Annotated in this window: 14 protein-coding genes; all 14 read right to left on the reverse strand. The window is 44.9% G+C overall.

Features of this window, described 5'->3' with window-relative positions; translation table 11 throughout:
* Positions 1-2: 2 nt before the first annotated feature.
* The 14 genes from rplP to rpoC all read right to left on the reverse strand — a co-directional run bounded on the left by rplP (position 3) and on the right by rpoC (position 12,931).
* Entirely contained in the window at positions 3-437 is a 435-nt protein-coding gene (gene rplP / locus DW800_RS00265; RefSeq protein WP_004291234.1) for a 50S ribosomal protein L16, read from the reverse strand.
* Positions 438-458: 21 nt separating this feature from the next.
* Positions 459-1,190 (reverse strand): 30S ribosomal protein S3, encoded by a 732-nt coding sequence (gene rpsC, locus DW800_RS00270; RefSeq protein WP_004291235.1) that lies wholly within the window; start codon positions 1,188-1,190, stop codon positions 459-461.
* 5 nt (positions 1,191-1,195) lie between these two features.
* Positions 1,196-1,606 carry a 50S ribosomal protein L22 gene (gene rplV, locus DW800_RS00275; protein ID WP_004291236.1) on the reverse strand — a complete coding sequence of 137 codons (411 nt, stop codon included), beginning with the start codon at positions 1,604-1,606 and terminating at the stop codon, positions 1,196-1,198.
* 36 nt (positions 1,607-1,642) lie between these two features.
* Complete coding sequence (gene rpsS / locus DW800_RS00280; RefSeq protein WP_002558070.1) at positions 1,643-1,912, reverse strand: 30S ribosomal protein S19; 270 nt, start codon at positions 1,910-1,912, stop codon at positions 1,643-1,645.
* Positions 1,913-1,932: 20 nt separating this feature from the next.
* Positions 1,933-2,757: a 50S ribosomal protein L2 gene (gene rplB / locus DW800_RS00285; protein WP_005825705.1), complete on the reverse strand. Its 825-nt coding sequence runs from the start codon at positions 2,755-2,757 to the stop codon at positions 1,933-1,935.
* A 5-nt stretch (positions 2,758-2,762) separates the two neighbouring features.
* Positions 2,763-3,056, reverse strand: coding sequence for a 50S ribosomal protein L23 (gene rplW / locus DW800_RS00290; RefSeq protein ID WP_005825706.1), 294 nt, complete (start codon positions 3,054-3,056; stop codon positions 2,763-2,765).
* A 16-nt stretch (positions 3,057-3,072) separates the two neighbouring features.
* A complete protein-coding gene (gene rplD / locus DW800_RS00295; RefSeq protein ID WP_117704073.1) occupies positions 3,073-3,699 on the reverse strand; it encodes a 50S ribosomal protein L4 in 627 nt (208 codons plus the stop codon).
* Positions 3,699-4,316, reverse strand: coding sequence for a 50S ribosomal protein L3 (rplC, locus tag DW800_RS00300; protein ID WP_005825708.1), 618 nt, complete (start codon positions 4,314-4,316; stop codon positions 3,699-3,701). Before rplC ends, rplD begins: the two co-directional genes overlap by 1 nt.
* Positions 4,317-4,335: 19 nt before the next feature.
* A complete protein-coding gene (rpsJ, locus tag DW800_RS00305; protein WP_004291244.1) occupies positions 4,336-4,641 on the reverse strand; it encodes a 30S ribosomal protein S10 in 306 nt (101 codons plus the stop codon).
* A gap of 86 nt (positions 4,642-4,727) precedes the next feature.
* A complete protein-coding gene (gene fusA, locus DW800_RS00310; RefSeq protein WP_016271993.1) occupies positions 4,728-6,845 on the reverse strand; it encodes an elongation factor G in 2,118 nt (705 codons plus the stop codon).
* A gap of 59 nt (positions 6,846-6,904) precedes the next feature.
* Entirely contained in the window at positions 6,905-7,381 is a 477-nt protein-coding gene (gene rpsG / locus DW800_RS00315; RefSeq protein ID WP_005825710.1) for a 30S ribosomal protein S7, read from the reverse strand.
* A gap of 155 nt (positions 7,382-7,536) precedes the next feature.
* On the reverse strand, positions 7,537-7,938 hold the full coding sequence (rpsL, locus tag DW800_RS00320; protein ID WP_005825712.1) for a 30S ribosomal protein S12: 402 nt from the start codon (positions 7,936-7,938) through the stop codon (positions 7,537-7,539).
* A gap of 117 nt (positions 7,939-8,055) precedes the next feature.
* Positions 8,056-8,367, reverse strand: a complete 312-nt coding sequence (locus DW800_RS00325; protein ID WP_005825714.1) for a DUF3467 domain-containing protein — start codon at positions 8,365-8,367, stop codon at positions 8,056-8,058.
* Positions 8,368-8,635: 268 nt separating this feature from the next.
* Complete coding sequence (gene rpoC / locus DW800_RS00330; protein ID WP_008661873.1) at positions 8,636-12,931, reverse strand: DNA-directed RNA polymerase subunit beta'; 4,296 nt, start codon at positions 12,929-12,931, stop codon at positions 8,636-8,638.
* Positions 12,932-13,025: the final 94 nt, after the last annotated feature.

A 13,025-nucleotide genomic window follows, 5' to 3' on the forward strand; every position in this document is an offset into this window, starting at 1 on the left:
TCTTACGCATTTTGATTTTGAATATCATAATCACGTCTAACCACAAACTTAGTTGTGATAGGAAGCTTCTGTGCAGCCAAGCGCAAAGCTTCTTTAGCGATTTCATAAGATACTCCTTCGGCTTCGATAATAATTCTACCCGGTGTAACAGGCGCTACGAATCCTTCCGGCGCACCCTTACCCTTACCCATACGCACATCAGCAGGCTTTCTGGTGATAGGTTTGTCGGGGAAAATACGAATCCAAATCTGTCCTTGACGTTGCATATATCTTGTCACTGCAATACGCGCAGCTTCAATCTGACGGCCTGTAATCCATTTCGTTTCCAAGGCCTTAATACCAAAAGATCCGAAAGCCAACTGGTTTCCTCTTTGGGCATTACCCTTTTGACGGCCTTTTTGTTGTCTTCTGAATTTTGTTTTTTTCGGTTGTAACATAATTCCTAAAAATCAAATTCGTTAGCGATTATTTTTCTTTCTTTTGAAGTTCTTTCCGCCATTGTTTCCGCTATTGCTTCCACGACCACTTTCCTTGCTTTGCGTAAAGTTCGGAGCCAACTCCTTCTTACCATAAACTTCACCTCTACAAATCCAAACTTTAATGCCGAGAAGACCAACCTTAGTCAATGCTTCTGCATGACAATAGTCGATATCTGCTCTGAAAGTGTGCAACGGAGTTCTTCCTTCCTTATACATTTCAGAACGGGCCATTTCTGCACCATTCAAACGTCCTGAAATCTGAATCTTGATACCTTCCGCACCCATACGCATTGTATTGGCAATAGCCATCTTGATGGCACGACGGTAGGCTATTTTGCCTTCAACCTGACGGGCAATGTTGTTAGCCACGATAACAGCATCCAACTCTGGTCTCTTAACTTCGAAGATATTAATCTGAATATCCTTATCAGTAACCTTCTTCAACTCCTCTTTCAACTTGTCAACTTCTTGGCCACCTTTGCCGATAATGATACCCGGACGTGCAGTACAAACGGTAATAGTCACGAGTTTCAGTGTACGTTCAATTACAATTCTTGACACACTAGCCTTTGCCAGACGAGCGTTCAAATATTTACGAATCTTGCTATCTTCCAGCAGAGAATCGCCGTAATTCTTTCCACCATACCAATTGGAATCCCATCCTCTGATAATTCCTAAACGGTTGCTTATTGGATTAACTTTTTGTCCCATTTACCTTAATTTTGATCTTCGTTATTACTTTTAGAACCAACGAACAACGTTACGTGGTTTGAACGTTTACGAATTCTGTAACCTCTACCCTGCGGAGCCGGTCTCATTCTTTTGAGTGTAGCACCACCATCAACAAAAATCTTGGTTACGAACAGCTCGCCACTTTCAGCTTTACGTTCGTTTTTCTGCTCCCAGTTAGCAATTGCAGAGCGCAGCAACTTTTCCACTCTTGCGGCAGCCTCTTTTGAAGAGAACTTCAAAACGCCGAGTGCTCTGTTCACCTCCATCCCGCGAATCATGTCAGCCACGAGACGCATTTTACGGGGGGAAGTAGGAACATTTTGCAATTTCGCAAAATACATGGTCTTAAGGGCTTCTTTTCTTTTTTCAGCCGATATTTTTTTTCTTGCTCCCATTATATTATTACTTTATTATTTCAGATAAATCCTGTTTTATTTTTTCTTGTTACCAGCGTGTCCTCTGAAAGTACGAGTTGGAGCAAATTCGCCCAACTTGTGTCCTACCATATTTTCGGTAACATAAACAGGAATAAATTTATTTCCGTTGTGAACTGCAACAGTATGGCCTACGAAATCAGGCGAAATCATTGAAGCTCTGGCCCAGGTCTTAACTACCACTTTCTTGCCCGATTCATTCATGGCAAGCACTTTCTTCTCAAGCTTAACGTTAATATACGGACCTTTTTTTAATGAACGACTCATAATTTACTCAATTAATCAGATTACTTCTTTCTTCTCTCAATAATATACTTAGACGATTGTTTCTTCGGAGCTCTTGTCTTAAGACCCTTAGCGTACAATCCCTTACGAGATCTCGGGTGTCCTCCTGAAGCACGTCCTTCACCACCACCCATCGGGTGATCAACCGGGTTCATAACAACACCACGGTTACGCGGACGACGTCCTAACCAACGAGAACGTCCAGCTTTACCTGAACTTTCCAATCCATGATCTGAGTTACCTACACTACCAATAGTAGCCTTACAAGTACTGAGGATCTGACGAACCTCACCTGAAGGCAACTTGATAACGCAGTACTTACCTTCTCTAGAAGTCAACTGAGCGAAGTTACCAGCCGAGCGAACCAAGGCAGCGCCTTGTCCCGGACGTAATTCGATGTTGTGAATTACAGTACCGACCGGAATATTCTGAAGCGGAAGTGCGTTTCCGATTTCCGGAGCGGCAGTCTCACCTGACATCAAAGTCGTACCAACTTGCAATCCATTGGGAGCAATAATATATCTTTTTTCTCCATCTGCATAAAACAACAAAGCGATACGAGCCGAACGATTCGGATCGTATTCAATTGTTTTAACCACTGCAGGCACACCGTCTTTATTTCTCTTGAAATCTACGATACGAATAATCTTCTTACTACCGCCACCGATGTAGCGCATAGTCATCTTACCTTCGTTGTTACGACCACCTGAAGATTTCTTACCAAATACAAGAGACTTTTCTGGTACCCGTGCAGTAATCTCTTCGTAAGTACCAATAATTTTATGTCTTTGCCCCGGTGTTGTGGGCTTAAATTTACGTACTGCCATTTTTATTAAATATTGCTATAAAAATCAATAGTATCTCCTTCTTTCAACGTAACGATAGCCTTCTTGAACGCATTCGTACGTCCGTTGATGATACCGGCACGAGTATAGCGGCTCTTGTTTTTGCCGGCATACTTCATTGTATTCACATCAACTACTGTAACGTTGTAAAGGGCTTCAACTTCCTTCTTAATTTCCAGTTTATTAGCTTCAGGACGCACGATAAAGCCGAAACGATTATTCGTCTTATCAGTAATTGCAGTCATCTTCTCTGTCACTAACGGTTTAATAATAATTCCCATTATTTAAGCCTCCTTTTTACATTAAGATATTGTCGATAGCAGAAAGTGCACTTTCAGCAAACACAACGACCCCAGCGTCCAATACTCTGTAAGTATTTAACCCTGAGATAGTCTGCACATTAGCACCCTTCACATTACGAGCCGACAAATATACGTTTTTATTTGCTTCTGGTAAAATCACAAGCAGCTTTTTGTCAGAAACTTTAAGATTTTTTATCATTGCAACAAAATCTTTAGTCTTCGGAGCTTCAAAAGAGAAGTCTTCTACTACTACAACTGCGTTGTTCTGAGCCTTGTATGACAAAGCTGACTTACGAGCCAGAGCCTTTACTTTTTTGTTTAATTTGAAGTAGTAATCTCTCGGTTTCGGACCGAATACGCGTCCACCACCAACAAGTACCGGTGAGTTCATGTCACCACGACGTGCACCACCACCACCTTTCTGGCGACCGATTTTACGAGTAGAACCACTGATTTCGCTTCTTTCCTTTGACTTGTGTGTACCCTGACGCTGGTTAGCCATAAACTGTTTAACATCCAAGTAGATAGCGTGGTCGTTGGGCTCAATTCCGAAGATAGACTCGTTTAACGTAATCTTTCTCCCAGTGTCTTCACCTTTAATGTTATATACGTTAACTTCCATTATTTCTCAATTATTACGATTGAACCTTTGCAACCAGGAACAGATCCCTTAATCAAAAGAAGATTGTGCTCCGCGATTACCTTTAATACCTGCAGGTTTTGAACAGTTACTCTGTCGCCACCAAGCTGTCCGCCCATGCGCATTCCTTTGAATACTTTTGCAGGGTAAGAACAAGCACCGATAGAACCCGGCTTACGAGCGCGGTTGTGCTGACCGTGAGTAGTCTGGCCTACACCACCAAAACCATGGCGTTTTACTACACCCTGGAAACCTTTACCCTTAGAAGTACCTACAACGTCAACAAAAGTTGCGTCATTGAACAGTTCTACGGTAACAGTGTCACCCAGATTCAACTCTGTTTCAAATTCTTTGAACTCAGCCAAGTGTTTCTTGGGAGTTACTCCAGCTTTCTTAAAGTGGCCCATCAAAGGCTTTGTAGTGTGCTTCTCCTTCTTGTCCTGGAAGCCCAGCTGAACAGCTTCATAACCGTCCTTTTCTACAGTTTTCACTTGAGTAACAACACAAGGACCTGCTTCGATAACAGTGCATGGTACATTCTTACCCTCGGCACTGAAAACGGATGTCATTCCGATTTTTTTTCCTAATAATCCTGGCATTTCACTTAATTTTTAATACTTACACTTTGATTTCTACTTCCACACCACTCGGCAACTCCAACTTCATCAGAGCATCTACTGTCTTAGCTGTTGAGCTATAGATGTCAATCAGTCTCTTGTAAGAAGAGAGTTCGAATTGTTCACGCGACTTCTTGTTAACGAAAGTCGAACGGTTCACGGTAAAGATACGCTTGTGCGTAGGAAGAGGAATCGGACCGCTAACGATGGCGCCCGTTGTCTTCACCGTTCTTACAATCTTCTCAGCTGACTTGTCAACCAAGTTGTGGTCGTAAGATTTCAGTTTGATTCTAATTTTTTGACTCATTACTGTCTTTAATTATTAAATAGTTATATAAGATGAAGTTCCGCAGGCTAAGAGTCATTCGCTAGCCTACGGGACTTCAAGTTTTTTTAGATTAAGTCAGCACGACCTTTTACTTCCTCCAATACTGCCTTGGCAATAGAGTTGGAAACCTGGGCGTGGTGAGAGTATACCATTGAAGAGGTTGCACGACCAGAAGTGATGGTACGCAATGCTGTTACGTAACCGAACATTTCTGCCAGCGGAACCATTGCCTTCACGATACGTGCACCGGAACGGCTGGATTCCATACCTTCCACCTGGCCACGACGCTTGTTCAAGTCACCAATAACGTCACCCATGTTCTCTTCCGGAGTAACAACTTCCAGCTTCATGATAGGCTCCATCAATACCGGGCCTGCCTTAGCACAAGCATTCTTATATGCCTGGATAGCACAGATTTCGAAAGACAACTGGTCAGAGTCAACCGGGTGGAAAGAACCGTCAATCAAGGTTACTTTCAGTGAATCCAACGGATAACCTGCCAACACACCATTCTTCATGGCAGTAGTGAAGCCCTTCTGTACAGACGGGATAAATTCCTTAGGAATGTTACCACCCTTCACTTCGTCGACGAATTGCAATCCGCCTTCCTTGAAGTCTTCATCAACCGGGCCGATGTTCACGATAATATCAGCGAACTTACCACGACCACCGGACTGCTTCTTGTAAACTTCACGCAAGTTGACTGTCTTAGTGATAGCTTCCTTATAGTTAACTTGAGGCTTACCTTGGTTACATTCAACCTTGAACTCACGTTTCAGACGGTCGATGATAATATCCAAGTGAAGCTCACCCATACCAGAGATAACTGTCTGACCAGTCTGTTCGTCAGTCTTAACTGTAAACGTCGGATCTTCTTCAGCCAGCTTAGCCAAGCCATTTGACAGTTTATCCATATCCTTCTGAGTCTTAGGCTCAACTGCGATACCAATTACCGGTTCCGGGAAGTCCATAGACTCCAATACAATCGGTGCAGTTTCGTCACACAATGTATCACCAGTATGTATATCCTTGAAACCTACGCCAGCACCAATATCACCAGCACCGATAACTTCTACCGGATTCTGCTTGTTTGAGTGCATCTGGAACAGACGGGATACGCGTTCTTTCTTACCAGAACGAGAGTTATAGATATAAGAACCAGCCTCAATCTTACCGGAATAAACGCGGAAGAAAGTCAAACGACCTACATACGGGTCTGTTGCAATCTTAAATGCCAAAGCAGAAGTCTTTTCGTCTTCGCTCGGTTTACGGTCTTCTTCAGCACCAGTTTCGGGGTTTGTACCGATAACGTTCTCTGTATCCAGCGGAGAAGGCAAGAATGCACACACGTAATCGAGCAATGTCTGTACACCTTTGTTCTTGAATGAAGAACCGCAAAGCATCGGAACGACAGCCATTTGCACTGTTGCGTTACGGAGAGCTCTCAAAACCTCTTCTTCTGTAATGGTAGAAGGATCATCGAAATATTTCTCCATCAAAGCATCGTCAAACTCAGCCACTTTTTCGAGCATCTTATCTCTCCATTCATTAGCTTCGTCTACCAGATTTGCAGGAATTTCTTCTACTGTATAGTCAGCACCCATTGTTTCATCATGCCAATAGATAGCTTTCATTTTGATAAGGTCTACCAGACCTTTGAAAGATTCCTCAGCACCGATAGGAACGACGATAGGACACGGATTAGCGCCCAAAACGTCCTTCATCTGGCGGACTACCTCAAAGAAGTCAGCACCCGAACGGTCCATCTTATTAACGTAAGCGATACGCGGTACGTTATATTTATCAGCCTGGCGCCAAACTGTCTCAGATTGCGGTTCAACACCACCTACTGCACAATAAGCAGCAACGGCACCATCAAGAATACGCAAAGAGCGTTCTACCTCAGCGGTAAAGTCAACGTGCCCCGGAGTGTCAATCAAGTTAATTTTATAAGTATCACCGGCATATTTCCAACGAGTGGTAGTAGCAGCAGAAGTGATAGTGATACCACGTTCTTGTTCTTGCTCCATCCAGTCCATTGTAGCGGCACCATCGTGTACCTCACCGATTTTGTGGGTCAAACCCGTGTAAAACAAAATACGTTCAGAAGTCGTTGTCTTTCCGGCATCGATGTGGGCCATGATACCGATATTACGTGTCAAATGTAAATCATGCTTTGCCATTTTCTAATTCCCTTACTTTAAGTTTTTTTAATCTTCTAATTGGTTAGTCTCTTATAGTATTAGAATCTGAAATGAGCAAATGCACGGTTAGCTTCTGCCATTCTATGCATATCTTCTTTACGTTTGTAAGCACCGCCCTGTTCATTGAAAGCATCCATGATTTCGGCAGCCAGCTTATCAGCCATTGATTTACCGCCACGCTTACGTGCAAAGATAATCAAGTTCTTCATGGAAATTGATTCCTTACGGTCAGCACGGATTTCTGTAGGAACCTGGAAAGTAGCACCACCCACACGGCGAGACTTAACTTCCACTTGAGGAGTCACATTATCCAGAGCTTTTTTCCAGATTTCAAGAGCGGATTTCTCTTCGTTCTGCATTTTGTTCTTCACTGTTTCCAACGCAGCATAGAAGATTTCATAAGAAGTGTTCTTCTTTCCATCGTACATCAAGTGATTCACGAACTTGGAAACTTTTACATCATTGAACACGGGATCCGGAAGGATAACGCGTTTTTTTGGTTTTGCTTTTCTCATTTGTCTGAAAGAATAATGTTTTTCGTTCTTGGTTGTTTACTTCTGTCTTCTTCAACTCTCCCTCCGGAGAATTTACTCAACCTTTAGCATTTCCAACAAACTAAAACGTAAGTTATTACTTTAAATTTTCCTATTTTGGGAATCAGGCCACCAGATTATTTCTTCTTAGCAGGAGCTGCTTGACCCGGTTTCGGACGTTTTGCGCCGTATTTGGAACGTCTTTGTGTACGACCTGCAACACCTGCAGTATCCAAAGTACCACGTACGATGTGATAACGCACACCCGGAAGGTCTTTTACACGACCACCACGTACCAACACGATAGAGTGTTCCTGCAAGTTGTGACCTTCTCCCGGAATATAAGAGTTCACCTCTTTACCATTGGTCAAACGTACACGAGCTACTTTACGCATAGCTGAATTCGGCTTCTTCGGAGTGGTTGTATACACTCTCACGCAAACGCCACGTCTTTGAGGACAAGAGTCCAAGGCTGGAGACTTTGATTTCTCCACCAGCACTTCGCGTCCTTTTCTTACTAATTGCTGAATTGTAGGCATTTTAATTGTTTTTAGTTATATATTATTGTTTATATTAATTCAAAACTATACACTTTTGGGCTGCAAAGATACTAATAAGTTTTGAATAATCAATGCACTACAAGTTTTTTTTTGATTTTACGCTTCACCCTTGATGTTGGGAAGAGGCGGAAATGTTTGTTCGTCCGGCATGCGAATCAGTCCGAAAGCGCGTTCATATTTCCCAATATTCTCTTCGAGTGCACGCAGCAAACGCTTGGCATGTTCGGGTGCCAAAACTATGCGCGATTGCACGCCAGCCTTTGGCATTCCAGGCATCACGCGGATAAAGTCGAGAATAAATTCCGAACTGGAATGAGTTATAATAGCCAAATTGGCATATGTACCTTGCGCCACTTCTTCCTTCAATTCTATCTGGAGTTGACCGTTGTTGTTTTCTTGATTTTCCATGTTGCACAATTGTTTTTAAAATGTTCTTAAAAGATAGACCAAAAGTACTCTTTTTTTTCGGATGATATACATTTAAGTTCAAAAAGACACATAATAATCCGTTCTGAAAAAGGAGCAAGCCACTGCAACCGTTTTGCAGTAGCACTGTAACAAACATACAGAAGCATTGCAGTACAGAAGGAAGAGGCAAAGATAAAACAGAGAGGGAATACTCCTTCTTATAGGATATTCCCTCTCTATTTTATAGAATTATATTGACGTTGTAAGGCTATCCCTCTACTTTCTCGTCTACAGCATAATCAAGTACCGTCTTCTTGTTGGCAAGCATACGGTCGTACTCTTCTTTGGAGCCAACGATAATCTTCTCGAACTCGCGTTGTCCGGTACCGGCAGGAATCAGGTGACCGCAAATTACGTTCTCCTTCATACCTTCCAGACGGTCCACCTTTCCGTTGATGGCAGCCTCGTTCAGTACCTTCGTCGTTTCCTGGAAGGAAGCAGCCGACATGAAGCTTGAAGTCTGCAATGCAGCACGGGTGATACCTTGAAGAATCTGAGTAGAAGTCGCAGGTACAGCGTCGCGCACTTCCACGGGTTTCAAGTCGCGGCGTTTCAACATGGAGTTCTCGTCACGCAGCTTGCGGGCCGTCACAATCTGGCCAGCCTGCAGACTCTGGGAATCTCCAGCATCCACTACCACCTTCTTTCCCCAGATACGGTCATTCTCTTCCATGAATTCCATCTTGTCAACAACTTGCTGTTCCAGGAAGCGGGTATCACCTGGCTCGTCGATTTCCACCTTGCGCATCATCTGACGAACGATGATTTCAAAGTGCTTATCATTAATCTTCACACCCTGCAGACGGTAAACGTCCTGAACCTCGTTCACAATATATTCCTGCACGGCCGTAGGACCTTTGATAGCCAGGATGTCCGCAGGTGTGATAGCACCGTCAGACAACGGAGTACCGGCGCGTACATAGTCGTTCTCCTGAACCAGAATCTGCTTGGACAACGGTACGAGGTACTTCTTCACTTCACCGGTCTTGGAAGTAACGATGATTTCGCGATTACCGCGTTTCACCTTACCCATGGTAACCTCACCGTCGATTTCTGAAACCACAGCGGGATTAGACGGGTTACGTGCCTCGAACAACTCAGTGACACGGGGAAGACCACCCGTGATATCACCCGCTTTACCTACGGCACGCGGAATCTTCACGATAACTTCACCGGCCTTTACCTTCTGACCGTCTTCAACCACTACGTGGCCACCTACTGGCAAGTTGTATGTACGGATCAGTTCGCCGTCTTCTGTCATGATGTGTGCGGTAGGCACCTTCGTCTTATCCTTAGACTCAATGATGATGATTTCGCGCAAACCGGTAGATTCATCAGACTCTACCTTATAAGTCACGTTTTCAATAACACCTTCAAATTCAATCTTACCGGTAGCTTCGGTAATGATAACCGCGTTGAACGGGTCCCAACGGGCAATCATCTTGCCTTTCTCTACCATTTCACCATCGGCTGCATAGAGCGTAGAACCGTAGGGTACATTATGAGTGGAAAGCACAATACCCGTGTTGACATCCACGAAACGCACTTCGGCCAAACGGCCTACCACTACCTTTGCCGGTTCGCCTGCTTCGTCGATAACGTCTACCGTACGGAGTTCTTCGAATTCCAGACGGGCAGGATTCTTGGCCACGATGCTTGCGTTGGCAGCAATATTGGCTGCCGTACCACCGGCATGGAATGTACGCAGTGTCAACTGTGTACCCGGCTCACCGATAGACTGTGCAGCGATTACGCCGACTGCCTCGCCCTTCTGAACCATACGGCTGGAAGCCAGGTTACGTCCGTAACACTTGGCACAAACACCTTTCTTGGATTCGCAGGTCAATACAGAACGGATTTCAACGCTCTCGATTGGAGAGTCTTCAATGCGTTGTGCAATGTCCTCGGTAATTTCCTCACCGCCGGCCACAATCAGTTCGCCGGTTGTAGGATGAACAATATCATGTACGGATACACGACCCAGGATACGTTCATACAGAGTGGCAATGGTTTCATCATTGTTCTTCAGTGCCGTACAAACCAATCCGCGGAGCGTGCCGCAGTCTTCTTCATTAATAATCACATCATGCGATACGTCAACCAGACGACGGGTCAGGTATCCGGCATCGGCCGTCTTCAAAGCGGTATCGGCAAGACCCTTACGGGCACCGTGGGTAGAGATAAAGTACTCCAACACGGACAGACCTTCCTTAAAGTTAGAAAGAATCGGGTTTTCGATAATCTGACCGCCTTCGGCACCTGCTTTCTGGGGCTTCGCCATCAAACCACGCATACCGGAGAGCTGACGAATCTGTTCCTTAGAACCACGGGCACCGGAATCCAGCATCATGTATACAGAGTTGAAACCCTGGTCGTCGCTTGAAATGGTTTTCATCAGGATGTTGGACAACTCAGAGTTCACGTGCGTCCAGATATCGATTACCTGGTTGTAACGCTCGTTGTTCGTGATGAAACCCATGTTATAGTTATTGATTACCTGCTCTACTTCATCATAACCTTTCTGTACTAATGCTTCCTTCTCTTCCGGGATAATGATATCGCCCAAGTTGAACGACAAACCACCCTTGAAGGCCATGTAATAACCGAGGTTCTTGATTCCGTCGAGGAAGTCGGCTGCCTTGGCAACACCGCACACCTTGATTACGTGACTGATGATGTCTCGGAGTGACTTCTTGGAGATAATCGTATTGATATATCCTGCTTCTGCCGGAACAATTTCGTTGACAATGACACGGCCCACGGAGGTATCGTGCATCATCTTGTCCACAATGTTACCATTCTCGTCAACGTCTTTCACTATTACGCTTACCGGAGCATGGATGTCGCACTTACCTTCATTGTAGGCAATCAGCGCTTCCTCAGGACCGTAGAATGTCAGGCCTTCACCCTTGGCACCCTTGCGCAGCTTCGTAATATAGTACAGACCAAGTACCATATCCTGAGCAGGCACAGTGATAGGAGCACCGTTGGCAGGGTTCAATATATTGTGTGACTGGAGCATTAGCATCTGTGCTTCCAGAATCGCTTCGTTGCTCAACGGCAAGTGCACGGCCATCTGGTCACCGTCGAAGTCGGCATTGAACGCCGTACATGCCAACGGGTGCAGCTGGATTGCCTTACCTTCAATCATTTTAGGCTGGAATGCCTGGATACCCAGACGGTGAAGTGTCGGGGCACGGTTCAACAGCACCGGATGCCCCTTCATCACGTGTTCCAAAATATCCCAGATAACGGGTTCCTTGCGGTCTACAATCTTCTTGGCGCTCTTTACCGTCTTCACGATACCACGCTCAATGAGCTTACGAATGATGAACGGCTTGTAAAGCTCGGCTGCCATCAGTTTAGGGATACCGCATTCGCCCATCTTCAGCTCCGGACCTACAACGATTACAGAACGTGCGGAATAGTCGACACGCTTACCCAACAAGTTCTGACGGAAACGTCCTTGCTTACCCTTCAAACTGTCGGAAAGTGACTTCAACGGACGGTTAGCGTCGGTCTTCACTGCACTCGATTTACGGGAGTTATCAAACAGAGAGTCGACAGCTTCCTGCAACATACGTTTTTCATTACGCAAAATCACTTCAGGAGCCTTGATTTCAATCAATCTCTTCAGACGGTTGTTACGGATGATGACACGACGGTAAAGGTCATTCAAGTCAGAAGTTGCGAAACGGCCGCCATCCAATGGGACCAACGGACGAAGTTCGGGCGGAATAACCGGTACAATGCGTACAATCATCCACTCGGGCTTGTTGCGTCCGCGTGATGCACGGAACGACTCAACTACCTGAAGACGTTTCAGAGCTTCGGTCTTGCGTTGCTGTGAAGCATCGCTTCCGGCACGGTTACGCAGTTCGTAAGACAAAGAGTCAAGGTCGAGGCGTGACAGCAAATCGTAGATAGCTTCCGCGCCCATCTTGGCAATGAACTTATTGGGATCTGAATCTTCGAGGAACTGGTTGTCTTTCGGCAACTTTTCCAGCAAGTCCAGGTATTCTCCTTCTTCAAGCAAGTCATACTGTGCCACTTCATCGGACAGTACACCCGGCTGAATGACAACATAACGCTCGTAATAGATAATGGCATCCAGCTTCTTGGTGGGCAAGCCCAACAAGTAACCGATTTTGTTGGGAAGTGAACGGAAGTACCAGATGTGAGCCACGGGCACAACGAGCTGGATGTGTCCCATACGCTCACGGCGCACTTTCTTTTCAGTCACTTCCACACCACAACGGTCGCAGACGATGCCTTTGTAACGGATACGCTTGTACTTACCGCAATGGCACTCGTAATCCTTGATAGGACCAAAGATGCGCTCGCAGAACAATCCGTCGCGTTCGGGCTTATACGTACGATAGTTGATGGTTTCAGGCTTTAAAACTTCACCACTCGAATTCTCAAGGATTTCCTCAGGAGAAGCCAAACCGATAGAGATTTTCGAGAAATTACTCTTTATCTTGTTATCTTTTCTAAAAGCCATAAATTTATTTAATTGATAATTGACAATGGAAAATTGAAATTGAAAAACTGAAAACCGATAATTGAGAATGGTAACTTGCATTATCCACTCTCAA

It is taken from the genome of Bacteroides sp. AM32-11AC, from assembly GCF_003603515.1.
Taxonomy (GTDB): domain Bacteria; phylum Bacteroidota; class Bacteroidia; order Bacteroidales; family Bacteroidaceae; genus Bacteroides; species Bacteroides uniformis.

Bases quoted from the DNA above. Each gene is read 5' to 3' on its own strand.
- DW800_RS00325 (WP_005825714.1), bottom strand. From the start codon at position 8,367: ATGGAAAATCAAGAAAACAACAACGGTCAACTCCAGATAGAATTGAAG.
- rplC (WP_005825708.1), bottom strand. From the start codon at position 4,316: ATGCCAGGATTATTAGGAAAAAAAATCGGAATGACATCCGTTTTCAGT.
- rpsG (WP_005825710.1), bottom strand. From the start codon at position 7,381: ATGAGAAAAGCAAAACCAAAAAAACGCGTTATCCTTCCGGATCCCGTG.
- rpsJ (WP_004291244.1), bottom strand. From the start codon at position 4,641: ATGAGTCAAAAAATTAGAATCAAACTGAAATCTTACGACCACAACTTG.
- rpsL (WP_005825712.1), bottom strand. From the start codon at position 7,938: ATGCCTACAATTCAGCAATTAGTAAGAAAAGGACGCGAAGTGCTGGTG.
- rpsC (WP_004291235.1), bottom strand. From the start codon at position 1,190: ATGGGACAAAAAGTTAATCCAATAAGCAACCGTTTAGGAATTATCAGA.
- rplW (WP_005825706.1), bottom strand. From the start codon at position 3,056: ATGGGAATTATTATTAAACCGTTAGTGACAGAGAAGATGACTGCAATT.
- rplP (WP_004291234.1), bottom strand. From the start codon at position 437: ATGTTACAACCGAAAAAAACAAAATTCAGAAGACAACAAAAAGGCCGT.
- rplV (WP_004291236.1), bottom strand. From the start codon at position 1,606: ATGGGAGCAAGAAAAAAAATATCGGCTGAAAAAAGAAAAGAAGCCCTT.
- fusA (WP_016271993.1), bottom strand. From the start codon at position 6,845: ATGGCAAAGCATGATTTACATTTGACACGTAATATCGGTATCATGGCC.
- rplB (WP_005825705.1), bottom strand. From the start codon at position 2,757: ATGGCAGTACGTAAATTTAAGCCCACAACACCGGGGCAAAGACATAAA.
- rplD (WP_117704073.1), bottom strand. From the start codon at position 3,699: ATGGAAGTTAACGTATATAACATTAAAGGTGAAGACACTGGGAGAAAG.
- rpsS (WP_002558070.1), bottom strand. From the start codon at position 1,912: ATGAGTCGTTCATTAAAAAAAGGTCCGTATATTAACGTTAAGCTTGAG.
- rpoC (WP_008661873.1), bottom strand. From the start codon at position 12,931: ATGGCTTTTAGAAAAGATAACAAGATAAAGAGTAATTTCTCGAAAATC.